The organism is Micromonospora sp. WMMD812, from assembly GCF_027497215.1.
In the GTDB taxonomy this organism is placed as follows: domain Bacteria; phylum Actinomycetota; class Actinomycetes; order Mycobacteriales; family Micromonosporaceae; genus Micromonospora.
The window spans coordinates 2,146,646-2,171,594 of record NZ_CP114904.1 but is presented as its reverse complement, the minus strand read 5'-3'; the positions used below and the strand labels follow the sequence as shown (position 1 = coordinate 2,171,594).

Below are 24,949 nucleotides of genomic sequence, written 5' to 3'. Positions count from 1 at the left end.
GCAGTCGGGAGCGGAAGGTGAACACTGCCACAATGGGACCGGTGGACGACAAGAGCCTGATCGAGAACAGCGCCGCCACCAACCGGACGAGCCTGTGGGGTGGCCGGTTCGCCGGCGGCCCCTCGGAGGCCCTGGCCCGGCTGTCGGTGAGCGTGCAGTTCGACTGGCGGCTGGCCCCGTACGACCTCGCGGCGTCCCGGGCGCACGCCCGGGTTCTCGCCCGCGCCGGTCTGCTCGACCCGGAGGAGCTGGGGCGGATCCTGGCCGCGCTGGACGACCTGGAGGCCGCCTGCGCCTCCGGGGCGTTCCGCCCGACCGTCGACGACGAGGACGTGCACACCGCGCTGGAGCGCGGGCTGCTGGAGCGGCTCGGCAGCCTGGGCGGGAAGCTGCGCGCCGGCCGGTCCCGCAACGACCAGGTCGCCACCGACCTTCGGCTCTACCTGCGTGACCACGCGCGGGGCGTGGCCAGCCGGCTGGTCGAGCTGGCCGAGGCGCTGGTCGAGCAGGCCGAGCGGCACGTGGACACGCCGGCGCCGGGGATGACCCACCTCCAGCACGCCCAGCCGGTCACCTTCGGCCACTGGCTGCTCGCCCACGTCCAGCCGCTGCTGCGCGACCTGGACCGGCTGCGTGACTGGGACGGCCGGGCCGCGATCAGCCCGCTCGGCGCGGGCGCGCTCGCGGGTTCGTCGTTGCCGCTGGACCCGGTGCGGGTGGCCCGTGAGCTGGGGTTCACCGCGCCCGCGCCGAACTCGATGGACGCGGTCGCCGACCGGGACTTCGTCGCCGAGTTCCTCTTCGCCACCGCGCTGGTCGGGGTGCACCTCTCCCGGCTCGGCGAGGAGGTGGTGCTCTGGACCTCGCAGGAGTTCGGCTGGGTCGAGCTGGACGACGCCTTCGCCACCGGTTCGTCGATCATGCCGCAGAAGAAGAACGCGGACATCGCCGAGCTGGCGCGGGGCAAGTCCGGCCGCCTCGTGGGTGGGCTGATGAGCGTCCTGACCATGCTCAAGGGCCTGCCGATGACGTACGACCGGGACATGCAGGAGGACAAGGAGCCGGCCTTCGACGCGGTCGACACCCTGGAGCTGCTGCTGCCGGCGCTCGCCGGGATGATCTCCACGATGACGGTACGGGTCGACCGGCTGGTCGCCGCCGCGCCGGTGGGCTACTCGCTGGCCACCGAGGTCGCCGACTGGCTGGTCCGCAAGGGTGTGCCGTTCCGCGACGCGCACGAGATCACCGGCCGGCTGGTCGCGCTGTGCGTGGCCCGCGACTGCGCGCTCGACGAGGTCTCCGACGACGACCTGGCCACGGTCAGCCCGCACCTGGATCCGTCGGTGCGTGACGTGTTGTCGGTCCGCTCGGCGCTCGCCGCCCGGACCACGCCCGGCTCGACCGGCCCGGGCCCGGTCGCCGACCAGCTCGCCGCCGCGGCGGACAAGCTGGCCGGCTGGCGGGAGTGGGCCGCCGAGCGGGTCGTACCCCGCTGAGCCCGACCTCCGAGGTCCGCACTACGTCGGGGAAACTGCTGCCTCAGCGATCGCTGAGGCAGCGGTTTCCCCGGAACCGGGTGTCTCGACGCCGCGCTCAGGCGGTCGGTCGCTCCCGCTTCGGGAGTTTGGCGACCACCGCGTCGTACGACGCGTCGACCGCCTCGGTCAGCTCCTCGTCGTCGATCCCGCCGTCGAGCCGCAGGGTGTTCCACCCGGACCGTCCGATGTAGGGCATCACCCGGGCGTCGGTCGGGTGGCGGTGCAGCCACTCGTCGGCCACCGCGCGGTCGGGGCCGCACTTCACGCCGACCGTCGGCGCGCCGTCGGGGGCGCCGAGGAACGCGAAGATCCGGCTGCCCACCTTGACCACCTCGTCGCCCTCCCACGGCTGGTCCAGCCAGGCGCCCGGCTTCGCCAGGCAGTACGCCAGCATCTCCTCGCGCCGCATCGCGCCCTCCCGTCGGTCGGCCTGGTTGACAGTCTGCCGGCACCCGCCGGTGGGGCCTGGTGCGAAACGGCCCTCCGGGGGCACTTTCCTACCAGGTTCCTGCCTGTCCGGCCAGCCTCTAGCCCTCGACGCGTGCGGTGAGGCGGTCGAAGCGCTGCTGGGCGGCCTGCGCGCTGCCCAGGCCCAGCCCGAACGCGATGGCCTGCCAGGTCAGCCCACGGCTGCGCGCCAGCGTCAACAGGCCCGCCTCCAGCGCGTCGAGCTCGGCGCGGACGTGCGGCACCAGGGTCAGCGCGGCGGTGAGGTCGGCGCCGTCGACCGGATCCTCCCCGGCCTCGAGTTCGGCGCCACCCGCCGCGAGCGCGGTGACCAGGGCGACCGCCTCCCAGGGGTCGGCCACGTACGGGTTGGCGTAGCGACGCCGGCGGGCGTCGGTGTCGGCGTGCCGCTCGGTGATCCGGTGCAGCGCCGAGAACGTGCGGTGGGCCCTCGTGCGGGCGGGGTCGGGTGCGGCGAACGGGTCGGCGTGAGCGTCGGTCATGACGCCATTCCATCGCTTTTAACACTTCGTTGTCAACAGAATGTTGAGACCGGCGGCGCCACGCGTCCCCGTGGCACCGCCGGTCTCCCCCCGATATCGGTACCAGGTCAGAGCGCGAGGTCCACCCGGCGCTCGTCGACCAGCGAGTTGCACAGCGCGTCGCAGGAGTTGCCGGTCACCGTGCCGAACGCCACGCCCGGGGCGAACGGGTGCTCGACCGGGGTCACCGCGATGCGGATCCGGGTCGTCCCCTCGCAGACGACCTTGCGGGTGGTCGTCCCGGTACGCATCGACTCGCCGATCGCCTGGGCGACCTTCACGGTCAGGTCGACCCCGGTGCGCTGCGCGCAGGTCAACGTGACCGGCACGTGGATGGCCGCCCCGTTGGCGTCGATCTTCGCCGCGCCGCCGACGGCGATCGACGTCAGCGGAGCGCCGTCGGCGAGGGCCGCCCGCTGCGCCGACGTGGTCGTGGCGCTGGCCGACGGGGCGTACGACAGGGTCGCGGCCGTGGCGACCAGGCCGACGGCGATCAGCGGGAGGCGGATGCTGCGAACCTTCATGGGTGGTCCCTCCTTGGTGGAGACTGCGGTCCCGGCGACCGGTGTCCCCGGGCGGCGCCGCCGTGCGGTACGACGACACCGGATACACCCCTCGGCCGCCCCGGCGGTTTCGCCGCCGACATCACAGATTGATGAACCGCTGCTGTCCGACGGATGACTCCGGCCACGCGACCCTCGGGCGGGTGGATACCGCCGCTTGCTCGCCCGCCAGGCCGGGCCGACCCGGCGGACGGCTGGGTACCGTCGGGGGCATGGACGTTCTCCCGGAGGCCCGCGCGACCGACGCCGACGACCTCGCGGCGCTGGCCGACCTGCTCGCCGGGCCGGTGGTGCCGGCGGCCCGTCGGCTGCTCGGCTGCCGGCTCTCCGCCGGCGGGGTCACCGTGCGGATCACCGAGGTCGAGGCGTACGCCGGCACCGCCGGCGACCCCGCCTCGCACGCGCACCGCGGTCGTACCGCCCGGAACACGGTCATGTTCGGTCCGGCCGGGCACGCCTACGTCTACTTCACGTACGGCATGCACTGGTGTATGAACGTCGTCACCGGGCCGGACGGGGAGGCCTCCGCGGTGCTGCTGCGGGCCGGCGAGGTGACCGACGGCCTCGACGTGGCGCGGTCCCGGCGCACCGCCGTACGCCGGGACGTGGATCTCGCTCGCGGGCCCGCCCGGCTCTGCGCGGCGCTCGGCATCGACAAGACGGTGTACGGGCGCTACCTGCTCGGCGACGGCCCGGTGCGGCTGCGCCCGGCCGCCGTTGCGGTGCCGCCGGCCGCGGTGGCCGCCGGGCCCCGGGTCGGCGTGACCGGGGCGCACGACGTGCCCTGGCGGTTCTGGGTCGAGGGCGACCCGACGGTGAGCGCCTACCGCCGGCACGTGCCTCGGGTGCGCCCCTGAGCGGTGGGCGGTGCCGCCGGTGCGGCTCGCGCGGGGCCGCCGTTCTGTCGGTGGGTGTGGCCATAATCACGCCGACGCGACGACCGACGACCGGAGGACGGCCATGACCACCCTTCTCGCGATCGGCACCAGCAAGGGGCTCTTTCTCGCCACAAGCACCGACGGCCGGCGCAGCTGGCAGGTCGGCGGCCCGCGCTTCCCGATGACCGGGGTCTACGCGGTGGCCATCGACAAGCGGCGGCCCACGCCGCGGTTGCTCGCCGGAATGACCAGCTCGCACTTCGGGCCGAGCGTGGCCCGCAGCGACGACCTCGGGGCGTCCTGGCAGGAGCCGGAGGAGGCCCCCGTGGCCTTTCCGGCCGACACCGGGGCGAGCCTGGGCCGGGTCTGGCAACTTGCCCCGGCCGGGCCGACCCAGCCCGACGTGGTCTGGGCCGGCACCGAGCCGTCGGCGCTGTTCCGCTCCGACGACGGCGGGATCAGTTTCCAGCTGGTCCGCGCGCTCTGGGACCACCCGCACCGGAAGCAGTGGGGCGCCGGCTTCGGCGGCCAGGCGGTGCACACCGTGTTGCCGCACCCGACCGACCCCGATCGGATCGTCGTCGCCATGTCCACCGGCGGCGTCTACCACTCCGACGACGGCGGCGACTCCTGGGCGCCGGGCAACACGGGCATCCGCGCCTACTTCCTGCCGGACGAGTGGCCCGAGTTCGGTCAGTGCGTCCACAAGATCGCGCGGGACGCGGGGGACCCGGAGCGGCTCTACGCGCAGAACCACCACGGGGTCTACCGGTCCGACGACGGCGGGCGCAGGTGGGCGTCGATCGCCGACGGCCTGCCCAGCGACTTCGGTTTCCCGATCGTGACGCTGCCCGGGCGGCCCGGCACGGTCTTCACGTTCCCCCTGGCCGCCGACGGTGAGCGCTGGCCGGTCGGGCACCGGTGCCGGGTCTACCGCTCCGGCGACGCGGGAAAGAGCTGGGAGGCGCTGAGCGCCGGCCTGCCCGAGGCGCCGTTCTACCCGTCCGTGCTGCGCGACGCGATGTGCGCCGACGACGCCGAGACCGGCGGGCTCTACCTGGGCACGCGTTCCGGCGAGGTCTACGCCAGCCGCGACGAGGGCGACTCGTGGACGCTGGTCGCCGCGCACCTGCCGGACGTGCTCTGCGTCCGCGCGGCGGAGGTCTGAGATGGTCACCGTGCTGGTGCCGGGCCCGCTCCGCGGGGAGGCCGGCGGCGCGAGCCGGCTGAGCGTCCCGGCCGCCGGCTCGCTGCGCGCCGTCCTGGACGGGCTGACCGCCTCCTGGCCCCGGCTGGGCCGGCGGATCCGCGACGAGCAGGGCGAGCTGCGCCGCTACGTCAACGTCTACGTCGACGGGGAGGACTGCCGCCACATCGGTGGGCTCGACGCCCCGGTCGCCGACGGCGCCGAGGTCCAGGTGCTTCCCTCGGTCGCCGGAGGCTGATCGCGTGGAGTGACGCGCGCCACCGGCGATACCCTTGCGAGTGGAATTATTGACTCGTCAAATATGTTGTCGGGTGCGTCCGGGACCGCCACGGTTCCGGCGGACAACCCGAGGAGCGGTCATGCAGTTCGGAGTCTTCACCGTCGGCGACGTCACGGTCGACCCGACCAACGGTCGCGAGCCGACCGAGCATGAGCGGATCAAGGCGATGGTGGCCATCGCGTTGAAGGCCGAGGAGGTCGGCCTCGACGTCTTCGCCATGGGCGAGCACCACAACCCGCCGTTCGTGCCCTCGTCGCCCACCACCATGCTGGGCTACATCGCGGCGCGTACGGAGCGGTTGCTGCTCTCCACCGCCACCACACTGATCACCACCAACGACCCGGTGAAGATCGCCGAGGACTACGCGATGCTGCAGCACCTGGCAGGCGGCCGCGTCGACCTGATGATGGGGCGCGGCAACACCGGGCCCGTCTACCCCTGGTTCGGCCAGGACATCCGCAACGGCATCCCCCTCGCGATCGAGAACTACGACCTGCTGCACCGGCTGTGGCGGGAGGACGTGGTGGACTGGAAGGGCCGCTTCCGTACGCCGTTGCAGTCGTTCACCTCGACGCCGCGGCCGCTGGACGGCGTCCCGCCGTTCGTCTGGCACGGCTCGATCCGCAGCCCCGAGATCGCCGAGCAGGCCGCCTACTACGGCGACGGCTTCTTCGCCAACCACATCTTCTGGCCGAAGGAGCACACCCAGCGGATGGTCGGCCTCTACCGCCAGCGCTTCGCGCACTACGGCCACGGCTCCGCCGACCAGGCGATCGTCGGCCTCGGCGGGCAGGTGTTCATGCGGAAGAACTCGCAGGACGCGGTCCGCGAGTTCCGGCCGTACTTCGACAACGCCCCCGTCTACGGGCACGGGCCGTCGCTGGAGGAGTTCACCTCCCAGACGCCGCTGACCGTGGGCAGCCCGCAGCAGGTCATCGACCGCACCCTGGGCTTCCGGGACTACGTCGGCGACTACCAGCGCCAGCTCTTCCTCATGGACCACGCCGGCCTGCCGCTGAAGACCGTGCTGGAGCAGCTCGACCTGCTGGGTGAGGAGGTCGTCCCGGTGCTGCGCAAGGAGTTCGACGCGCGGCGTCCGGCGCACGTGCCGGAGGCGCCCACCCACGCCTCGCTGGTCGCCGCGGCGGGCGGCGCCAAGGACAGCACCGTCCACGCCGTCGACGACGTGACGGGCAAGGCGCCGGAGGCGGCCCGATGACCCGCCGCCTCGCCGTGGTCTCGGCCGGTCTCAGCCAGCCCTCGTCGACCCGGCTGCTCGCCGACCAGCTCGCCGGGGCGACCCGCGACGAGCTGGCCGGCCGGGGCGAGGCGGTGGACCTGCACCAGATCGAGCTCCGCGAGCACGCCCACGACGTGGTGAACCACCTGCTCACCGGCTTCCCGTCGGAGTCGTTGCGGGCGGTGCTCGACACGGTCACCGGCGCGGACGGGCTGATCGCGGTCACGCCGATCTTCAACGCCTCGTACAACGGGCTGTTCAAGTCGTTCTTCGACCTGGTCGAGGCGGACGCCCTCGCCGACCGGCCGGTGCTCATCGCCGCGACGGGCGGCACCGCCCGCCACTCACTGGCCCTGGAGCACGGCCTGCGGCCGCTGTTCGCGTACCTGCACGCGGTCGTGGTGCCGACGGCGGTCTTCGCCGCCCCGGAGGACTGGTCCGGCGACACGGCCGAATCCGGGCTGCGGGGGCGGATCGACCGGGCCGCCGCCGAGCTGGCCGAGCAGATCCACCGGCGGCCACCGTCCACCGGGCCGGTCGACCCGTTCGCGCTGACCACCAGCTTCGAGGAACTGCTCGGCGGCGCGGGCCACTGACCGCACCATCCCGACGGGCGGCCGGACCAGGTTCCGGCCGCCCGGGCTGGTCAGTGCCCCTGCCCGTAGGGGTGGGCGACCAGCACCGGGCAGTGCGCGTGCTGCACCAGCGCCTGGCTGACCGAGCCGAGCAGCAGGCCGGTGAAGCCGCCCCGGCCCCGGGTGCCGACCACCACCAGCACCGCCTGCCCGCTCGCCTCGACCAGCGCCTGCCCGGCCGAGTCCGCCCGGACCGTCCGGCCCGCCACGGTGAGCCCGGGGTGGCTGCCCCGGGCCGCTGCCACCGCCGTGGCGAGCAGCGCGGACGGCTCGTGGCCCGCGCGCTCCGGCGCCTCGACCCGGTCTGGTGCCTCGGCCCGGTCCCGGGTTCCGGCTCCGTCCGTGACCAGACCCTCCCGGCCCGGCGTCGCCGTGCCGTCCGTCGGCGCCACATGCAGGAGCACCAGGTCCGTTCCGCGCCGCGCGGCCTCGTCGGCGGCGTAGCCGACCGCCAGCTCGGCGGACTCCGACCCGTCGACGCCCACCAGCACCGGTCCCTCCGTCGGCACCGGTTCCTCGGTGGGGCGGACCACCAGCACCGGACAGTGGGCGTGCGAGGCGACCTGGCCGCTGACCGAGCCGAGCAGCAGCCCGGCGAACCCGCCCAGCCCGCGGCTCCCCACCACGACCAACTCCGCCCGCCGCGACTCCTCGATCAGGGTGGCACCCGGACCGCCGGCCACCTGTCGCACCTCGACGCGGAGCCCCGGCCAGCGGCCCGTGAGGTCGCGCGCGGTCTGCTCCAGCATCTTCTGCGCCCCGTCAGTCGGCGCGGGCAACCCCAGGTCGTACGGGTTGAGCGGCACCCCGTAGCCGAGCGGGTGCAGGAACCCGTGCACCAGGTGCAGCGGCCGGTCGCGCTGCCGCGCCGCCCGAGCGGCCTCCTCGGCCGCGGCCAGGCTCGCCGACGATCCGTCCACCCCCGCCACGACGGGTCTACTCATCAGCCCTCCAATGGTCGATCAGGTCATTGTCGGCGCGCCCGCGCCGTCCCACCGGTATTTCCCGCACGCCCGACGGATCACCCGTGGCACCCGACCCGACCGGGCCGTCGGCCGGCGCCGGCCGAGGGCATCCGTGCCGTCGGCCGGCGTCGCGCCGCGCTGCGGGCCGAGGCACCTGGGCCCAGGTCGACGCGGCCCGGTCGGGCCCGCACGGGGATCAGGCGGCGTCGGCGGTCCGGCGATGCCGGACGATCGCCAGGGGCGCGTGGGCGTGATGCAGCAGCGCGTGACTGACCGAGCCGAGCAGCAGGCCACCCAGGGCACCCCGACCGTGCGCACCGACGACCACGAGCTGGGCCGACGCCGATTCCGCCACCAGTACGGGGGCCGCCGCCCCCCGGACCAGTCGATGCCGGACCGACACCTCCGGATAGCGTTCCGCCCACCCGGCCACGGACTCGGCGAGCACCCGCTCCTCGTCCTCGCCGAGCGCGGTCAGGTCGTACATCATCGGGATCAGGTCGCCGGGGGCGACCGGGGCCGGGTCCAGCCAGGCGTGCACCGCCACCAGCGGAGCGTCCCGCCGGGCCGCCTCCTCGAACGCGAAGGCGACCGCCTCGGTGGACAGCGCGGAACCGTCCACGCCGACCACCACCGGGCCGTCGGCGCGCGGCTCGCCCCGGACCACCAGCACCGGGCACTCGGCCCGCGCCGACACCTGCACCGTCACCGAGCCGATCAGCAGGCCGGCGAAGCCGCCCAACCCGCGGTGCCCGAGCACGACCAGCGCGGCGTCGCGCGCCTCGTCCAGCAGCACCGGGGTGGGAGCGCCGTCGATCACGACAGCCGTCACCGGCACCTCAGGGTCGATCTTGCCGGCCTCGGCCGCCGCCTCCGCGGCGACCCGCTCGGCCTCCCGGCGCAGGCTGTCGTCCGCCGGCACCGCCGGCACCAGCCCGAGCGGCGCGACGGCCAGTGGCCAGTGGAACGCGTGCACCACCCGCAGCGACCGTCGCCGGTACGCCGCCTCTCGCGTCGCCACGCGGACCGCGTCCAGCGCCGCGGCGGATCCGTCCACACCCACCACGACGGGGGCACCGGATTCGATGGTCATGACGTCCTCCTTCGTCCGGTTCCAGGCTGCCCCGCCACGGGCGCTCCGGGCAGAGCCGCTGGTCCCGCCTCCCGGGCCGTTGGTCCCGGATCGCCGCGGGTTCACGGCCGCCCCGGGCACGTCGCCCCGGCAGCCCTGCGCCGCCCGGCGTGGTCACGGGCGGTCGGCCAGGTCGCGTCGGCGGGGCGGGGTCGTGCTGCCGGGCGCGCGGTCGCGGGTCGCCGGCTACGTCGCGTCGCCGCGGCCGACGGTCCCGGCGCGGCTGCGCACGATCAGCTCGTCGACCTCCAGCCGGCCGATCCGGAGTTCGCGGATGACCGCGCGTCGGACGGCCAGACGCCCGATCGCCAGCACCGCCACCGCGGCGGCCCCGCCCGCCAGCGCGGAGACCGCCAGCGACCCGAGGGCGGCCGCGCCCACCGCGCGGGCGCCGATCGCCAGCGCGCCCGCGGCCACCGCGCCGACCGACTGCTTGCCCGTCGCCGCCGCGCCGCGCCGCCGACTTCCCACCAGTGCCTTCATCCGGTCATTGTCGGCGCGTGCCTTCGGGCGGGGCAGCCAGATCGCCCCCGGTACCCCCCTCGCGGGCCGCCCGGGCATCGGGCGAGACGGCCAGCTCCGATGCGACCGCCGACCGTCTCGACGCCCGGGGGACGCGGGAGCTGGTCGGCGCGGGCGGGTCCCGCGCGGAAAAGCGGATGGCGCGGACGGGGCGGGCGCGGACGGGGGCGGGGGCGTCGGCGCGGACCGGCCGGTCGGGGCGCCGGCGGGCCTCACGTGCCGGTTGTCAGAGGCTGGCCCTATCCTCGGCCGGTGACCGACCTGCGCCTACGCCCCGTGCGCGACGACGACCTGCCGGAGTTCTACCGCCATCAGCGGGACCCGGTGGCCGTCCGGATGGCCGCCTTCACCGCGGAAGACCCGGACGACCGGGCGGAGTTCGCGGCGCACTGGCAGCGGGTGCGCAGCGACCCGAAGATCGTGACGCGCACGGTCACCGTCGACGGCGCGGTGGTCGGCTACGTCGCCGCCTTCCCGGTGGGCGAGCGCACCGAGGTCAGCTACTGGATCGACCGGGCCCACTGGGGGCGCGGCCACGCCACCGCCGCCCTGGACGCGCTGCTGCGGGAGTTGCCACAGCGCCCGGTGCACGCACGTGCGGCGAAGGACAACCTGGGCTCGCTGGCCGTGCTGCGTAAGTGCGGCTTCGTCGTTCGCGGCGAGGACCGCGGCTATGCGCCGGGCCGCGGGCAGGAGGTCGAGGAGTACGTCCTGGAGCTGCCGGCCTGACGGCCAGCTCTCCCGGCGGCCCATCTTCACCGGAGGTGCCCGGTCGGGAATTCCGGTTACACGTATTTCGCCGCACGGTGCGCCGATCCGGGACAATGGCGCGAAATCCATGACGCGGGTGTGGCACCGCCCGGAAACCGGCGAATTCGCCTAGCTCCGCCGAGCGTTGGCATTGTGGGCGAAATTGGCTCCGCTTTTCGTGACATTCGGGGAGCCAGCTTCCGTCATTCGCGACGCAAACGACAATCCCTTCGTGCGGCGTCGTTCATGGAACGAGCACCACTAGTCAGGCGAATGGCACGGCGGTGACGAGTCGGACGTGCCGAGATTCCGGCTCAACCCGGTCGCCTGCCGAAATGGCGGCGCCACCCCGTCGCGGTGTCCTGTCGGCTGGGACACCGCGACATCAAGGAGTCCGAGTGGATCAACTGGTAGCCGCAGTTGATCCACACCGTCTCGACGATATGGCGGTATCCGGCACGCGTGGATACCGCCAGGTGCCGACATGGAGTCGATCAAGTGATCAATGGTCGGCGACCGACGCCACGGCCCGCGGGGCAGGGGCTACGACCGGCTGGGCGGCCGAGCCGTGCGTGGCGCTCCGGTCGGGGCACAGGGGCCCGCGGTCCGGTCGGGGCATAGGGGAGGGGTCCGCGGCGGGTCAGGCAGTGGGAACCGTGGCCTCGGTCAGGCGCTGGGAACCGTGGGCCCCGGTCGGGCGCCGGGGACCGCGGCGGTCCGGTCCGTGCCGGGGCTCACGGGATGGGCCAGGCTCTGGTCGACCTCCGACGGCCGGGGCGCCGCGTCCGGCGTGGCGGCGGCGGGGTCGTGCGGCGGGCGGGGCTCGTCACACGGGGGCCAGCCGGCGGCCCAGGTGCGCCGTTCGCGCCAGACCGTGGCCCAGTTGACGCCCCGGGACCGGTCCGTGCCGAGCAGGGTCCGGCCGAGGGCGCGCAGCCCGACACCGGCGACCAGCAGCCCCACGCCGAGCCGGGCCCGGGCCGGCGACCAGTGCAGGCGGACGTAGGTGGCCTTGCCCCGGAGGATCTTCATCCGCTGCCCCTCGGAGCTCGACGAGGCGCCGCCCACGTGGATGACGGCCGCGTCGGGGTCGAGCACCGGTCGGGCGCCGAGCCGGGCGGCCCGGGCGCAGAGGTCGATGTCGTCGCTGTACAGGAAGTAGACCGGGTCGAAGCCGCCGAGCCGGTTGAACAGGTCGCGTTCGATGAGCAGGAAGCAGCCCGTCACGGCGGGCACCTCCCGCACCGACCGTCGGTCGTAGTCGGGCAATCCCTCCGGGTTCGCCCACCCGTGCCGCGAGAAGACGGTCGACAGGCCGGTGGCGAAGGTGACGTAACTCCACAGGCTGGGCAGCCCCCAGCACGAGTAGTGGTCGTCCGTGCCGTCGGAGTGCAGCGTCCGTCCGGTGTAGATCCGGTGCTCCGGCCGCTGCCGGGCGAACGTGAACAGCTCGGCGACGGGCGTGCCGACGGGGGCGGCGTCCGGGTTGAGCAGCAGGATGTACTCCCCGTCGCTCGCGACGGCGCCCCGGTTGACGCCGCGCCCCCAGCCGACGTTCTCGCTCAGCCGCAGCAGGCGGACCTCGGGGAACCGCTCGGCGATCGCGTCGGCCGAGCCGTCGGCGGAGGCGTTGTCGACGACGGTGATGTCGAACCGGACCTGCGGGGTCCGGCTGTCGACGAGTTCCCGCAGGCAGCGCAGCGTCAGCTCGCGGGTGTTGTACGAGACGATCACGACCGACACATCGGGACGCTTCACACCTGGTCTCCCGTCTGGATGGGCAGCCCGTGCCCCGGGCCGTCGGCGGCGAGCGGGACGCCGGCCGGACGTGGTGCGGCGGGCCCGTCGGCGGTGCGTGGCACCCGGCCGACTCGGGCGCCGCGGAGCCGCCGCCGCGTGCTCACCGCCAGCAGTTCCAGCGCGAACGGAAGGTCGTGGACGAGATAGCGCCGCATCAGTCGGGCCGGTTCGCTGGCCAGGCGGTGCGTCCACTCGAGACCGTACGCCTGCATCCACCGCGGCGCTCGCCGGTGCACACCGGCCACGAAGCCGATCGCCGCGCCGCAGCCCAGAAACCAGGAGGCGGGCAATCGGGAGCGGAGTCGGGCGATGACCCGTTCCTGCTTGGGGAAGCCGAGCCCGACGTAGACCAGGTCCGGTCGAGCGGCGGCCACCGTGCCGCAGGCCTCCTCGAACTGGTCGGGGCGGGTGTCGAAGCCGAAGGGCGGGCTGAGGTGCCCGGCGATGCGCAACCTTGGGAAGCGGGCGCGCATGACCTCTTCCGCTCGGTTCGCGGTGCCCGGCGCGCCGCCCAGCAGGTAGATGGATCGGTCCCGCTCGGCCAGCGCGGCGGAGAGGCTCCAGATCAGGTCGGAGCCGGCGACCCGGGCGGGCAGGGGATTCCCGGCGATTCGGCTGGCCCAGATCAACGGCTTGCCGTCGGCCACGACAAGACTTGCCGATTCCACGTGGGCCCGCGATTCCGGATCTCGGAGAATCCGACGCAGGATGTCCACATTGGGGGTTATGATCTGTCCGCCCCGACCCGCGTCCAGTTCGGACACGACGTGCCGGATAACGTCATTTTCCTGGAGCGGGTCGAAGTCGATCCCGTACACGTCGACCCGGTTTTCCTGGCGTGAACCGTCCAGATTGAGGGGCACGGAAAAGAAATCTACCGATGGCGGATCGGCGAGCAAGGCTTCGAACGGTCAGCAGCGCAACGGATTCCGTGACATACCGATGGCCGTTCGACCGGTTGTTGATCCCTCTTTCGGGCTGGCAGTATCGCGCCGTGCGGATCAGTGTCATCATGCCCGCCTTCAATGAGGCGTCGGGAATTGGTGGCGTCTTGCGGAGTTTGCTCGATTCTCCGCAATTCGACACGGACCTGGAGATTGTCGTTGTGGCCAATGGTTGCACCGACGACACGGCGGAAATTGCTCGTTCGTTCGGCGTGCGGGTCGTGGAAATCCCGACGCCGTCGAAGACCGCGGCCCTGAACGCCGGCGACCGGGCGGTCGGCGCCGGCGACCGGATCTATTTGGACGCCGACGTGCCGGTCACCGCCGAGCTGCTCCGCCAGCTCGCCACCGCCGTCACCCGCCCCGGCGTCGCCGCGGCGGTGCCCCGCCCGGTCGTCGACAGCTCGAGCAGCTTCTGGCCCGTGCGGGCCTACTACGCGGTGAACGCCCGGCTGCCCGTGTTCCGCAACCGTCTCTTCGGGCGCGGCATCATCGCGCTCTCCGGCGAGGCGCGGGGCCGCTTCGACCAGTTCCCCGAACTCACCGCCGACGACATGTTCCTCGACGCGATCGCCGGACCGCACGAGAAGGTGGAGATCGACGCCGTGGTCCGGGTGGACGCCCCACGGCGCACCGCCGACCTCGTCCGCCGGGTGGCCCGCGCCCGCGACGGCAACGCGGAGTTCTGGCGCTTCCTCCGCTCCGCCCCGCCGGAGTACGGTCTGCCGGCCGATCCGGTGCCCGGGCCGAGCGCCTGGTCGTGGCTGCGGGACGTGCTGCTCCGGTCGCCGGAGTTGGCCCCGGCGGCGGTCTGCTACGTCGGGATCATCCTGCTCGCCGAGGCGAAACGCCGGTCGCCGGGCTGGAGTGCTCGCTCCGGCTGGGGACGGACGGCGTCCGTCCAGGCCCGACGGTGACGCGCCTCGCCGCGGTCGGTGTCGCGTTGCCGACGACCGTCCGAGCGCGCTTCGACCGTTTCGCGCACTTTCCATAAGTCACGCTTAAGTCTGCCCGCCGGCCGTCCCGGCCCGATGCCGGCCGTCGTTGTCCCCGGCAGCGGTGACCAGCGGGGCAGCGGCTGCGGTCCACGTACGGTCAACCGCACTGGGGGAGGGGTTCCCACTCCGGCCACACGGGGTGACGGCAACAGGAGATCCGACCCGAAAGGCGCGCAGTCTCGTGGAAAGCCAGCATCCTCCCGTCCTTCAGCTCCCCGGCCGACACGTCCGGGCCGCCGCACCGCCGCGGATCGTCCCGCGTCGTGGCCGCTCGGTCATCATTCTCGTGGCCGCGCTGGTCATCCTGGCCTCGACGATGGTCGTCGCCGGGTGGGCCACCACCGACCGTTCCGGGACGTACTCGTTCTTCGGCGCGACGAACGTCTCCCACGTGCCGGTCGACCCCGACACCAACCCGGTGGAGCTCGGCCTGCGGTTCACGTCGAGCCGCGCCGGCACGCTGACCGCCGTCCGGTTCCTCAAGGCGGCCGGCGCGGGCGGCTCGCACCCGGTCACCGTCTGGAGCGCCCGGGGTCAGAAGCTCGCCACGGCGATGTCCGGCAACGAGTCGCGGTCGGGCTGGCAGGAGGTCACGCTCCCGACACCGGTGCGGATCGAGGCCGGTCAGGTCTACGTCGTCTCGTACCACACCAGTCGCTACCGGGCCACGCAGGACTACTTCGAGCGACCGGCGAAGTCCGGCCCGCTCAGCAGTGTCGACTTCGCCGGTGTCTACAAGTACGGTCCGACCGGGTTCCCCAGCCAGACCTGGAAGAAGAGCAACTACTGGGTCGACGTCGTTTTCGCGCCGACCGCCACCGGCACGTCGTCCCCGCGACCGACCGCCTCGCCCAGCCGGACGACCGGGCCGACGGCGTCGCCCAGCGGCAGCCCGAACCCGACGCCGACCCGCGACCTCCCGCCGCTCGCGCTGCCCCGGGTGCCCTGGGAGGGCGGCCCCGGCTACTACGGCGGCTACGCCCCGGCGCGGGGCGCCGGCTGGACGGACCCGGCGTTCTTCCCCATCGGAGTCTGGCAGGAGAGTGTCGTCGCGCGGGCCGACGCGGAGCGGGACCGCAGCGTCGGCTTGAACACCTACGTGGCGCCGACCGACAACAGTGACCTGGGTCTCGTCGCGGCCGCGGGTATGCACGTGATCGGTGGTTCGCCGCGCCAGACCGGCCCGGCGACGGTCGGCTGGTCGCTCTCCGACGAGGTCGACATGTGGGGCGGGCCCGGCTCGGCCGCGTGGACCGGCAACTATCCCGGCCGGGGCGCGGTGTGCGACCCGCCCGACGGCCGCTGCGGCTACACGGTCCAGGAGGCCATGCTGCGGAGGTTCCCCGCCGACGGGGGGCTGCGGTACGCCAACTACGGCAAGGGGGTCATGTTCTGGGAGACCGACACGGAGGCGAGCCGGTTCGTCAACTCCTACACCAACGTGGTCTCCAACGACATCTACTGGTACACCGATCCCGGTGTCTGCAACTCGCCGTCGGAAGGGCCGGGGATCGGCGTACGGCCGGAGGACTGCCGGCGAGCGGCGAACTACGGCCGGACGATGGACCGGATGCGGCAACTCGACGGACTGGACGGCAAGCGTCAGCCGATCTACGCGTTCGTCGAGGTCGGTCACCCGTTCAGCGAGAACGACGCCCCCACCATCACGGGCGACCAGATCGCGGGCGCCGTGCTGAACTCGCTCATCCACGAGGCTCGTGGCGTCCTCTACTTCAACCACAACTTCGGCGGTCCCTGCCTCTCGCAGCACGTGCTGCGGGACAGTTGCGGCGCGGCCGTCCGCCCCACGGTGACCGAGCTGAACCGGCGGATCAGCGTGCTCGCGCCGGTGCTGAACACCCAGTCGTACCAGTGGCGGTTCAACCCGAGCCTCGACACGATGCTGAAGGCGCACGGCGACTCCTACTACGTCTTCGCCATGCCGGGCCGCACGGGCGGGACGGGGACGCAACGGCTGACCCTGCCGGCGGGGATGAGCGGCAGCCGGGCCGAGGTGCTGTTCGAGAACCGGACGGTGCCGATCAGCGGCGGGGCGCTGCAGGACACCTTCGCCCGGGAGTCCACGTACCACATCTACAAGATCACCCCGTGACGGGGTGACGCGGGCGCGGGGTTGCGGCGGACGACGCCGCACCCCGCGCTCAGCTCGCGAAGCCGACCGATTTCAGGGCGGCGAGGATGCTGTCCCGTTCGCGCTCGGGGGAGTACTCGGCGCGCACGTGCGCCGCCGCCCGCAGGCCGCGCGAGAAGCACCAGCCCGGCTCCGCCGACTCGCGGGCCAGGACCTCCTCGACCGTCCGGCTCAGCCCGAGCAGGTCGCCGGTGGGCACCGGCGCGCTGTACGACGGGTCGAAGAACTCGCGTCCGCCGTAGCCGTGGAACCCGATCACATAGTTGCCCGTCGCCATGGCCTCGGCGGCCGGCAGCCCGAAGCCCTCCTGGTAGCTGCAGGTCAGGAAGATGGTCGAGGCGCGGAGCCGGCGGGCCACCTCGTGCTGCGGGACACCGTCGACGGGGTCGACGACCCAGTCGGCCAGGACACCACGCGCCCGCAGGATGTGCAGGGCGTTCTCGACGTCCGAGCGGCCCCGCCGCGGTAGGTAGCTGATCGTGCGCCCGTTGGCGCGTTCCGGAGGCGCGAACAGCAGCGGGTCGACGCTCGGCCGGACCCGGTGCACCGGCTGGCCGAAGGCGTGTTCGAGCAGGTCTCTCGTGTGCTCCGACGCGACCAGGACCCCGACCAGGTCCGGGCTTTCCCGGTGGTGCCGGCTGACCCGCTCCGCGTCCACGTCCCAGGTGAGATGTCCACTCTGGTTGAAGATCAGGTGCCGGAGGCCGGGTGGTAGCCGCGGGAACAGCCGGGCCTCGGTCTCCGGCAGCACGAGGAGGTCGTCCGGGCCGAGGGGGCTGGACGCCACGTCGGTGACCCGGGTCCGGTGGGGGAACCACCCGCACCGGAACCCCTTCCGGTGGTGCATGAGCGCGGCCGGGATGCCGGCGTCGTTGAGGACGTCGACGTGCCGGTAGAGGGTGCGGACGCCACCGGAGGGCGTGTCGTAGTCCGGGCAGAGGTAGTAGACGGTCGGCGGCGTGGTCTGCCGATCCCGTAGCCGGATCTTCGCCGGCGGAGGCTGCCGGTACCGCCGCACCGCCCGGTACGCCCGGCGTGCCTGATCCTCCAGACCCATCGTCGCCCCCTCAGATGCTGAGGATGCCGAGCTTGCGGGCGAGCTTGAGCGAGCGGTCGAACACGACCAGCCCGACCGCGAACATCGCCATGCAGAAGCCGACCAGGACGAGCAGGGACGTGAGGGGTGACAGACCCTCCGCCGGCGGGTTGGCCATCAGCAGTTGGCGTTCGGCCGAGATGACGTACGAGTGCGGCACCAGGTAGCTGACCCAGCGGATCCAGTCCGGTAGGACGCTGATCGGGAAGAGCGTGCCACCGAGCACCGCCGCGGCGAGGCTGTAGAGCATGATGACCGGTTCGCCGCGCTTGAACAGGATGATGAAGCTGGCCGCGAGCGTGCCGATCGCGTTGCAGGCGGCGATCCCGACCAGGAAGATCAGCAGCGCGAACGGGATGGCGCGCCACTCGATCCGGGCGCCCAGCAGGCAGCCGAACGCCACCATGAAGCAGGCCATCACCGTGCCGGTGACCGTGCGCCAGATGTTCATCGCGATCGGGATCAGCGCCCAGGGCACCGGCTCGACCAGGTAGGTCTCCAGGGTGCCCCGTTCCTGGGCGAACTGGAGCCGGTTCGTCAGCGCGGTCAGCGCGTCCTGGAATCCGGTGGTGACGCTCGCGCCGATGAGCATGAAGACGAACGCGTCGGTGGCGTTGAGGAACGTGCCCTGGAAGAAGTAGAGCAGCACCGGGAACACCACCGCGGCGTACCGCAGGATGGTCGTGAGCGGGAACATCCGCTCCTCGACCAGGTCGATCCGGACGTACGCCGCACAGGTGTCGAGCGACTTGCGCCAGAGCCCCCGGTGGCCGATCACCGCGGTGTAGGCCGAACTCATTTCTCTCCATCCTCAACGATCGGGGCCGCACGGTACGCGTGGGCGATGAGGTCGCGCAGCGGCATCGGGATCTCGCGGACGTGCCGCACCTCCCGGGCGGCGGCGCCCAACGCGGCCAGCACGTCGCCGGCGCCGTCGCGCTCCCGCAGCCCGCAGCGCACCGTGGGGCCGTCGACCGTGAGCTGCAGACCCAACGACGCGAGGTCGGCCGCGGCCTGGCTGGCCGTTCCGCTGGACCGGAAGACGAGTTCGAGCTGCGGTCGCTCCCAGCGGGCCCGGAGGCTGTCGAGGTCGCCGAAGTACTTCACCCGGCCCTTGTCGAGGAGCAGCGCCTGTGAGCGGAGCGCCTCGATCTCCTCCAGGCGGTGCGACGAGATCAGGACGGCGAGTCGCTCCCGCTGCACCAGATCCATGATCAGGTTCAGGAGTCCGTGCGCCGCGATCGGGTCCACCGCACCGGTCGGCTCGTCCAGGATGAGCACCCGGGGCGCGGGCAGGAGGGCGCGGGCCAGCCGAAGTCGCGCCTTCATCCCGGCCGACAGCCCGGCGACCACGGTGTCGATCTGCGCCTCGAGGTTCACCGTCGCCATGACCTCGGGGATCCGGGTGGCCATCTGCCGCGGCGACATGCCCTGGAGGCGCCCGTGCAGGTGCAGGTTCTCCCGCGCGGTGGCCCGCATCAGCAGGCTCCGGTCGTCCGCCGGCATCCAGCCCACCACCTGCCGGATCTGCTCGGAGTCCCGGCCCACGTCGAGGCCGAGCAGCCGGCCGGTGCCGCTCGTGGCCGTGGTGAGGCCCACGATGATCCGGAACAGCGTGGTCTTGCCGGCGCCGTTCGGGCCGACGATCGCGCAGATCTCGCCGGCCCGGACCGTCAGGTCGACGCCGTCGAGCGCGAGGACGTTCGACGTGATGTGCGTCCGTGCCAGGACCCGCATCCAGCGCGGCGTCGGCTCGAACACCTTCGTCAACCCGGACAGCACCAGGATCTCCTCGGCGCCGGCCGCCTCGTCCCCGCCGTGGCCGGCCGGGTCACCACCGGCCGGGGCGGTGTCCCCGACGCGGACCGGTGTCGGACCGCCCGCCAGCCGGACGTCCCCCGCGCTTCCCGACAATGCCGTCATGGCAGACCAGTCCCCTTCCGCTCGCACCGACACCCGCCGACGTCCCGCCCGCGCTCACACCCGAATGCCGCGCCGGCGCCAGCGGCCCCAGCGGAGTCGGCGATCCACCCGCTCCGCCAGCCGGCGCAGCGCCGACGGACGCCGGCGGCGCGGGCCGCGTCGGAGCAGGCGTTCGTAGCGTCGCCACCGACCGGTCGCCCGGATCTCCGGGTCGATGCTCGCGGCCAGCCGGGCCAGGTCCTCCGGGGCCTCACTGGCCGGGTCGGCCCGGCCCGCCGCCTGACCGGCGAGCGACAGCGCGGTCCGGGCCAGGGCGGCCTTCGCCAGCCCGTGCAGATGGCGCAGCTCGGCGACCGGCTCACCCTCCTCGGTGAAGAGGATGTCCAGCACGGCGGCACGCTCGCGGATGTCGCGGACCATGCCGCCGAACTCCTGGACGTGCATGTTGGCGCCGTGCACCCGGTAGAAGGCCTGGTCGACCCCGTTGACGCGGCCCACGTGCCCGTGCGCGGCCGCCCGTAGCCAGAGCAGGAAGTCGGCCGCGTGCGGGACGCGCCCGTCGTAGCCCTCGAGGGTGCGCATCATGCTCGACCGCATCACGACCTCGGGGGTCGACACCGGGTTCGTCGCCTGCTCGCAGTTCTCCCGCATCCACTCGCCACCCGGCCAGATCGACCAGGAGTCGACCCGGGTGCGGGGCGCGGGCGGTGTCTCGTCGAACGCCGCGGAGAAGCCGTAGACGAAGCCGACCTCGGGGTGGGCCTCCAGCAGCGCGGTGGACCGGGCCAGCGAGCCGGGGGTCAACAGGTCGTCGGCGGAGAGCAGGACGACGTAGTCGCCCGTCGCCTTGGCCAACCCCTCGTTGTACGTGGCGATGTGGCCCCGGTTGACGACGTGCTCGATCACCCGTACCCGGGGGTCGGCGGCGAGTTGCCGGGCCACCTCGACGCTGCCGTCCGGTGAGGCGTCGTCGACGATGAGCACGTCGACGTCGACGCCGTCCTGGGCCAGGATGCTCGCCACGCAGTCCGGGAGGTAGCGGCCGTAGTTGTAGCAGGGGACGACGACGGACACGGTCGGCCGGGTCCGCAGCGGTCGCGGTCTCTCCCGCGTCGCGGTGCGGCGGCCGGCGTCGGCCAGGCTCACGACGAACTCCCTCCATCACCGGAACATGACCTCGCGCAGGCACCTCCGCGCCGACCCAGGCTGCCGTACCGCTGAGTCGGCGAACAACCACCGGCCGTTGCGATTTCGTGTCCAGTAGTTGACTGGGTCAGGCGTGTGGACGGAAGACCACGTCCACCCAGAAGTTGTGCGCCGCCCCCGCGTCCGGGAAGCCGCCACCGTAGCGGTAGCCGGCGCCGCCGGACGGCACGTGCAGCGCGCCGTTGTCGACGCCGGTCCCGGAGAACGCGTTGAGGTTGACCGCGTACTGCCCCACCGAACTCCAGTACGACACGACGAACGTGGTTCCCGGCGTGATCGTGACCGGCTGCGCGAAGGTCACCGTCTGCCAGCCGGATTCCGTCTCGCTGGTGAACGACGCCGTAGCGAGCTGCTCGCCGGCGCTGTTCCACAGCGTGCCGGTGTGGATGCCGTTGTTCTGCGGTCCCTTGTAGAACCGCACCCCGGTCACCACCCCGGCGACGTCGCTGGTGAACCGCACGCCGACCTCGATCGAGTTCGGGTCGTTCCAGTTCGCGTGCTCGGGGGTGGCGTCACCGAACAGGGTGGCCGGCGGCCCCAGCGGCGGCGGCGTGGGCGTCGGGCCGCCGGTCGGTGGCGGTGTCGGGGTGGGGCTCGGTGGCACGTCCGGCACGTAGAGCGGGTCGACCCAGTAGTTGGTCGAGTGGTAGGAGGCCGTCGGGAAGCCCTGGCCGCCGTACCGGTAGACGCCGTTGTCGGTGCTCGGCGGTGCGCTGAGCGACCCGTTGGTCCACAACGTCGAGAAGAAGTTCGGGGTCGACGCGTAGTGCCCGTTCGGCGCGAAGTACGAGGCGACGTAGGTGGTGCCCGCCCGGACGGCGATCGGCTGGTCGAACCGTACGCTCTGCCAGCCGGAGCCCGACTCGTCGGCGAAGGTGGCCCGGGCCAGCAGCGTGCCGTCGGCCGACCACAAGCTGCCCGTGTGGGTGCCGGTGTTGCCCGGCCCTTGGTAGAAGCGGACGCCGATCACCTTGCCGTCGGCCGCCGGCACGAACTTGACGCCGAGCTCGACCGCGCTGGGGTCGCCGTCGGCGGGGGTCTGCGGCACCGCGTCCCGGGCGAACATCGTGGCGATCACGGCGTACGCGTCGGTGGTGAACGACCAGACCGTCGGCTCGTCGCTCGGGACGCCCTGGGTGTCGGTCGCGGTGACCCGCGCGGTGTACGTCGTGGACGTGGCGAGGGCGGCCGACGGTGTGAACGTGGCGGTCTTGGCCGCGTCGTCGTAGCCGACCGTGCCGCCGACGGACTGGCCCTGCGGGCCGGTCAGGCTGAACTGGATCGACGTGGGATCGAGCGGCTTCGAGAAGATCACCGACGGGTTCGTCGCCACCGGCACGAGCGTCGTGCCGGCCCGGGGAGAGACCGCCACCGGCGCCGGCGGACCGGCGGAGCTGTCGATGAACGTCACGTCGACGTAGTAGTTGGTGTCGTTGTGGGACAGCGTCGGGAAGCCGCTGCCGTACGCGAAGAGGCCGTTGCCCTCGGTCCGGGTCGAGCGGGGCGCGACCAGCGGTGACGCGTCGACGTCGGCGGCGCTGAACGCGAGCGAGTCGGCGGCGTAGTGCCCGTTCGGCGCGGTGTACGAGACGACGTACGGGGTGTTGCGGGCGACCTGGACCGGCCGGGCGAAGGTCAGCGTCTGCCAGCCGGCGCTGGTCTCCCCGGTGAACGTCCCGGTCGCCAACCGGGAGCCGGTGGCGGTCCAGAGGCTGCCGGTGTGCGTGCCGGTGTTCCCCGCTCCCTTGTAGAAGCGGACGCCGGTGACGAAGCCGTCGTGCTCGGTGCTGAACCGGACGCCCAGTTCGACGGCGGAGCCGTCGCTGACCGACGGGTTGGCCGGCACCCGACTGCCGAACAGGGTGCTCGCCCCCGCCAGCTTCAGGCTCACCGAGGCGGGGGTCGGTTGGATGTTGGCGCTGTCGTCCATCGCCCGAACCCGGACCACCTGCGTGCCGGCCCCGCTCGCGTAGAAGCTGTAGGACCAGGAGAGGGTGCCGTTCGCGGGGTGCCAGGTCTCGCCCGCGTCGGTCGACACCTCCACCCCGGCGACCCGGCCGCCGCCCGCGTCGGTGGCGGTGCCCTGCAGGGTGACCAGCGCGCCGTTGGTGACGGTCGAGCCGGCCGCCGGCGTGGTGACGACCGCGGTGGGGGCCTGGGTGTCGGTGGACTTCGCCGCCGCGGCGAGGCCCGGCATCCGCGTCGCCGGCTGGACGCCCATGTCGGCGAAGAGGTTCACGGTGGCCTGCTGCATCCGGATGTCGGCCGGGGAGGAGATGCCGTCGTGCACCGGGTCCAGGCCCCAGGCCCACTGCACGGTGCCCGCGCCGAAGACGAGGGCGCCGCTGGGCGCGCGGTAGAGGGTCAGGTGGTGCGTGGTCGTGCCGGGCGTGACCGTGTTGCCGAAGTCGCGCAGGTACTCCGGGGTCGGCCCGGTCGTGGTGGAGAGCCGGATCAGCCCGTCCGGCCGGAACCCGTTGTCGACGTCCTCGTCGGACTCGTAGCCCACCGTGTGCGGTGCGAGGGTCGCCGTCTGGCCCGGGGCGAGGGTGGCCACGGTGGTGTTCCGCCACAACCGGTACCTGCCCTGCTGGTCGGGCACCTGCAGGGCCAGGTCGGTGTTGTTGCTCATGTACGCGGTCCCGGTCAGGGCGTTCTCCGGCTGCCCCGCACCGTTGCCCGGCGCCATGAACCGCGGGTCCCGCCAGGTGCCGGTCCACTGGTCGGACGGGTCGATGTCCGCGTTCGCCCAGGTCTCCTTGTAGCAGACCAGCGTCCGGTGGGGCGTGTTCGAGCCGTCCTCGCTGGGCGCGAGGCGGGTCCGCCAGTAGACCTCGTTCCCGCTGAAGAAGGCGAGGTTGACCCCCGCGTCCCGGGCCGCCTCGACGTTGGCGCGTTCCGGTCCGGACCAGTACTCGTCGTGGCCGACGGAGAGGAAGACGTCGTGGTTGCGGATGAGCTGCCCGCGCCGGTCCGCGTCGATGTCGGTGGTGTAGCTGACGTCGTACCCGTTGCGCTCCAGGAAGCGGATCATCGGGTACTCGTTGCTGAACAGGAAGTCCCGGCCGCTGCTGCTGCCCCGGGTGGAGAACGGGCGGTTGTAGCTGACCTTGTACGCGCGCCCGTTGGCCAGCGCCTCGTAGAAGTTGCCACCGCCGTAGGTGTTGTAGGCGTGCCAGGTCGCGTCGGACGTCTTGAAGAAGAGGTCCGAGGTGCTGGCGTCGTCGCGCACCACGAAGGTGATGTGACTGGCGTTGTCGGTCTCGACGTCGGTGCGCTTCAACCGGGCGATGTAGACGCCGGAGACGGCGTCGACGGGCACCTGCCACGAGGCGGAGACCGCCCAGTTGCCGCAGTCGAACATCTGCGTGGTCTCGTCGGTGACGCACGACGCGGGCTGGTGCTGCGGCAGCGGGACCGACGGTGCGACCCGGACGATCCGGCGGGCGCCGTTCCCGCCGTACCAGCCGAGGCGGTAGATGTCGATGGTGTAGGCGCTCGCCTCGGTGTCGATCTTGAAGTCGACCCGGTTGCCGCGGTTGACGCTGATGTCCGTGGCGAAGCCCTGGATCGTGTGGTCGCCCGCCCCGTCGATGTCCCACTCGCTGGCCGGCTGGCCCGTCTTCGCGTTCTCGCAGACCACCGGGTTCGGCGCGCACGTAGCGGCCAGGGCCGGCGACGCGGAGCCGGTCACCAGCCCGGCGGCGACGAGGACGAGCACGGAGAGCGCGGCCGGCACTCGGCGGGCCGGACGACGCGTGCGGCCGAGGCCGGGCGGGGCGTGCCCTACCGCCCATCCCGACCGGCCCGAGCCGGCCGGCCCGACCGGCGGCCGCCGGTGGGCGGCGGGCGAGGGCCCGTCGGGGACCGGTGGCAGCGCCGGCCTCAGTAGCGCCCAGGCCCGGTGGCCCGCCGGCGTCGCCGGCGCGGGCCCGGTGACCTCGCCGTCGTTTCCGCTGGTGGCGGCATCGTTCGCCATGGGGCACCCGCCTCTCGCTACGAGACCTCACGGCGAGTGCCGGCGGCTCGACTGCGAGCGTAGAGAGGGATTTTCGCCCGCCCAACCGTCGTCCACCCTGGACTGTCCCCACGCGCGGACGGTGTCGGTCACCCGTTCAGGTGGTCGGGGTC

At 73.0% G+C, this 24,949-nt stretch carries 22 protein-coding genes; 9 read left to right on the top strand and 13 right to left on the bottom strand.

Annotated elements, in window-relative coordinates:
- Nucleotides 1–32 precede the first annotated feature (32 nt).
- Nucleotides 33–1,496 (top strand): argininosuccinate lyase, encoded by a 1,464-nt coding sequence (gene argH, locus O7603_RS09820; RefSeq protein ID WP_281576652.1) that lies wholly within the window; start codon nt 33–35, stop codon nt 1,494–1,496.
- 97 nt (nt 1,497–1,593) lie between these two features.
- Here argH and O7603_RS09815 read toward each other — a convergent pair whose 3' ends face one another.
- The 3 genes from O7603_RS09815 to O7603_RS09805 all read right to left on the bottom strand — a co-directional run bounded on the left by O7603_RS09815 (nt 1,594) and on the right by O7603_RS09805 (nt 3,051).
- A complete protein-coding gene (locus O7603_RS09815; protein ID WP_281575383.1) occupies nt 1,594–1,947 on the bottom strand; it encodes an MmcQ/YjbR family DNA-binding protein in 354 nt (117 codons plus the stop codon).
- A gap of 118 nt (nt 1,948–2,065) precedes the next feature.
- Nucleotides 2,066–2,488 (bottom strand): DNA-binding protein, encoded by a 423-nt coding sequence (locus O7603_RS09810; RefSeq protein ID WP_281575382.1) that lies wholly within the window; start codon nt 2,486–2,488, stop codon nt 2,066–2,068.
- Nucleotides 2,489–2,595: 107 nt separating this feature from the next.
- Nucleotides 2,596–3,051 carry a hypothetical protein gene (locus O7603_RS09805; RefSeq protein WP_281575381.1) on the bottom strand — a complete coding sequence of 152 codons (456 nt, stop codon included), beginning with the start codon at nt 3,049–3,051 and terminating at the stop codon, nt 2,596–2,598.
- Nucleotides 3,052–3,302: 251 nt separating this feature from the next.
- Between O7603_RS09805 and O7603_RS09800 the strand changes: the two genes are divergently transcribed.
- From O7603_RS09800 to O7603_RS09780, 5 genes are all read left to right on the top strand, one after another.
- The gene (locus O7603_RS09800) at nt 3,303–3,947 is read left to right on the top strand and encodes a DNA-3-methyladenine glycosylase (RefSeq protein ID WP_281575380.1); all 645 of its coding nucleotides are present in this window, start codon (nt 3,303–3,305) and stop codon (nt 3,945–3,947) included.
- A gap of 103 nt (nt 3,948–4,050) precedes the next feature.
- Nucleotides 4,051–5,136: a sialidase family protein gene (locus O7603_RS09795; protein WP_281575379.1), complete on the top strand. Its 1,086-nt coding sequence runs from the start codon at nt 4,051–4,053 to the stop codon at nt 5,134–5,136.
- Between the two features lies 1 nt (nt 5,137).
- Nucleotides 5,138–5,413, top strand: coding sequence for a MoaD/ThiS family protein (locus tag O7603_RS09790; RefSeq protein ID WP_281575378.1), 276 nt, complete (start codon nt 5,138–5,140; stop codon nt 5,411–5,413).
- A 121-nt stretch (nt 5,414–5,534) separates the two neighbouring features.
- A complete protein-coding gene (locus tag O7603_RS09785; RefSeq protein WP_281575377.1) occupies nt 5,535–6,674 on the top strand; it encodes an LLM class flavin-dependent oxidoreductase in 1,140 nt (379 codons plus the stop codon).
- Nucleotides 6,671–7,291, top strand: coding sequence for an FMN reductase (locus O7603_RS09780; protein WP_281575376.1), 621 nt, complete (start codon nt 6,671–6,673; stop codon nt 7,289–7,291). Before O7603_RS09785 ends, O7603_RS09780 begins: the two co-directional genes overlap by 4 nt.
- Nucleotides 7,292–7,341: 50 nt before the next feature.
- Here O7603_RS09780 and O7603_RS09775 read toward each other — a convergent pair whose 3' ends face one another.
- The 3 genes from O7603_RS09775 to O7603_RS09765 form a co-directional block, all read right to left on the bottom strand.
- A complete protein-coding gene (locus O7603_RS09775) occupies nt 7,342–8,274 on the bottom strand; it encodes a universal stress protein (protein WP_281575375.1) in 933 nt (310 codons plus the stop codon).
- Nucleotides 8,275–8,491: 217 nt separating this feature from the next.
- Nucleotides 8,492–9,388: a universal stress protein gene (locus O7603_RS09770; RefSeq protein WP_281575374.1), complete on the bottom strand. Its 897-nt coding sequence runs from the start codon at nt 9,386–9,388 to the stop codon at nt 8,492–8,494.
- A gap of 225 nt (nt 9,389–9,613) precedes the next feature.
- Nucleotides 9,614–9,910 carry a hypothetical protein gene (locus O7603_RS09765; protein WP_281575373.1) on the bottom strand — a complete coding sequence of 99 codons (297 nt, stop codon included), beginning with the start codon at nt 9,908–9,910 and terminating at the stop codon, nt 9,614–9,616.
- A gap of 291 nt (nt 9,911–10,201) precedes the next feature.
- Here O7603_RS09765 and O7603_RS09760 point away from each other — a divergent pair, with 291 nt between their 5' ends.
- Nucleotides 10,202–10,678, top strand: a complete 477-nt coding sequence (locus O7603_RS09760; RefSeq protein WP_281575372.1) for a GNAT family N-acetyltransferase — start codon at nt 10,202–10,204, stop codon at nt 10,676–10,678.
- 687 nt (nt 10,679–11,365) lie between these two features.
- Here O7603_RS09760 and O7603_RS09755 read toward each other — a convergent pair.
- Together O7603_RS09755 and O7603_RS09750 are read right to left on the bottom strand one after the other, a co-directional pair.
- The gene (locus tag O7603_RS09755) at nt 11,366–12,457 is read right to left on the bottom strand and encodes a glycosyltransferase family 2 protein (RefSeq protein WP_281575371.1); all 1,092 of its coding nucleotides are present in this window, start codon (nt 12,455–12,457) and stop codon (nt 11,366–11,368) included.
- A complete protein-coding gene (locus O7603_RS09750) occupies nt 12,454–13,398 on the bottom strand; it encodes a WecB/TagA/CpsF family glycosyltransferase (RefSeq protein ID WP_281575370.1) in 945 nt (314 codons plus the stop codon). The genes O7603_RS09755 and O7603_RS09750 overlap by 4 nt, the downstream gene beginning before the upstream one ends.
- On the opposite strand from O7603_RS09750, the gene O7603_RS09745 reads away from it, so the two are divergent.
- Together O7603_RS09745 and O7603_RS09740 are read left to right on the top strand one after the other, a co-directional pair.
- Nucleotides 13,380–14,360 carry a glycosyltransferase family 2 protein gene (locus O7603_RS09745; RefSeq protein ID WP_281575369.1) on the top strand — a complete coding sequence of 327 codons (981 nt, stop codon included), beginning with the start codon at nt 13,380–13,382 and terminating at the stop codon, nt 14,358–14,360. The genes O7603_RS09750 and O7603_RS09745 overlap by 19 nt on opposite strands.
- A 367-nt stretch (nt 14,361–14,727) precedes the next feature.
- The gene (locus O7603_RS09740; RefSeq protein WP_281575368.1) at nt 14,728–16,554 is read left to right on the top strand and encodes a DUF4082 domain-containing protein; all 1,827 of its coding nucleotides are present in this window, start codon (nt 14,728–14,730) and stop codon (nt 16,552–16,554) included.
- A gap of 49 nt (nt 16,555–16,603) precedes the next feature.
- Here the strand turns inward: O7603_RS09740 and O7603_RS09735 are convergent, their stop codons facing one another.
- The 5 genes from O7603_RS09735 to O7603_RS09715 all read right to left on the bottom strand — a co-directional run bounded on the left by O7603_RS09735 (nt 16,604) and on the right by O7603_RS09715 (nt 24,797).
- Nucleotides 16,604–17,650 carry a glycosyltransferase gene (locus O7603_RS09735; protein ID WP_281575367.1) on the bottom strand — a complete coding sequence of 349 codons (1,047 nt, stop codon included), beginning with the start codon at nt 17,648–17,650 and terminating at the stop codon, nt 16,604–16,606.
- A gap of 10 nt (nt 17,651–17,660) precedes the next feature.
- Nucleotides 17,661–18,488 carry an ABC transporter permease gene (locus O7603_RS09730; RefSeq protein WP_281575366.1) on the bottom strand — a complete coding sequence of 276 codons (828 nt, stop codon included), beginning with the start codon at nt 18,486–18,488 and terminating at the stop codon, nt 17,661–17,663.
- Nucleotides 18,485–19,612 carry an ABC transporter ATP-binding protein gene (locus O7603_RS09725; protein WP_281575365.1) on the bottom strand — a complete coding sequence of 376 codons (1,128 nt, stop codon included), beginning with the start codon at nt 19,610–19,612 and terminating at the stop codon, nt 18,485–18,487. The genes O7603_RS09730 and O7603_RS09725 overlap by 4 nt, the downstream gene beginning before the upstream one ends.
- Nucleotides 19,613–19,666: 54 nt before the next feature.
- The gene (locus tag O7603_RS09720; RefSeq protein ID WP_281575364.1) at nt 19,667–20,758 is read right to left on the bottom strand and encodes a glycosyltransferase; all 1,092 of its coding nucleotides are present in this window, start codon (nt 20,756–20,758) and stop codon (nt 19,667–19,669) included.
- A gap of 127 nt (nt 20,759–20,885) precedes the next feature.
- Nucleotides 20,886–24,797 (bottom strand): DUF4082 domain-containing protein, encoded by a 3,912-nt coding sequence (locus tag O7603_RS09715; protein ID WP_281575363.1) that lies wholly within the window; start codon nt 24,795–24,797, stop codon nt 20,886–20,888.
- Between the last annotated feature and the right edge of the window lie 152 nt (nt 24,798–24,949).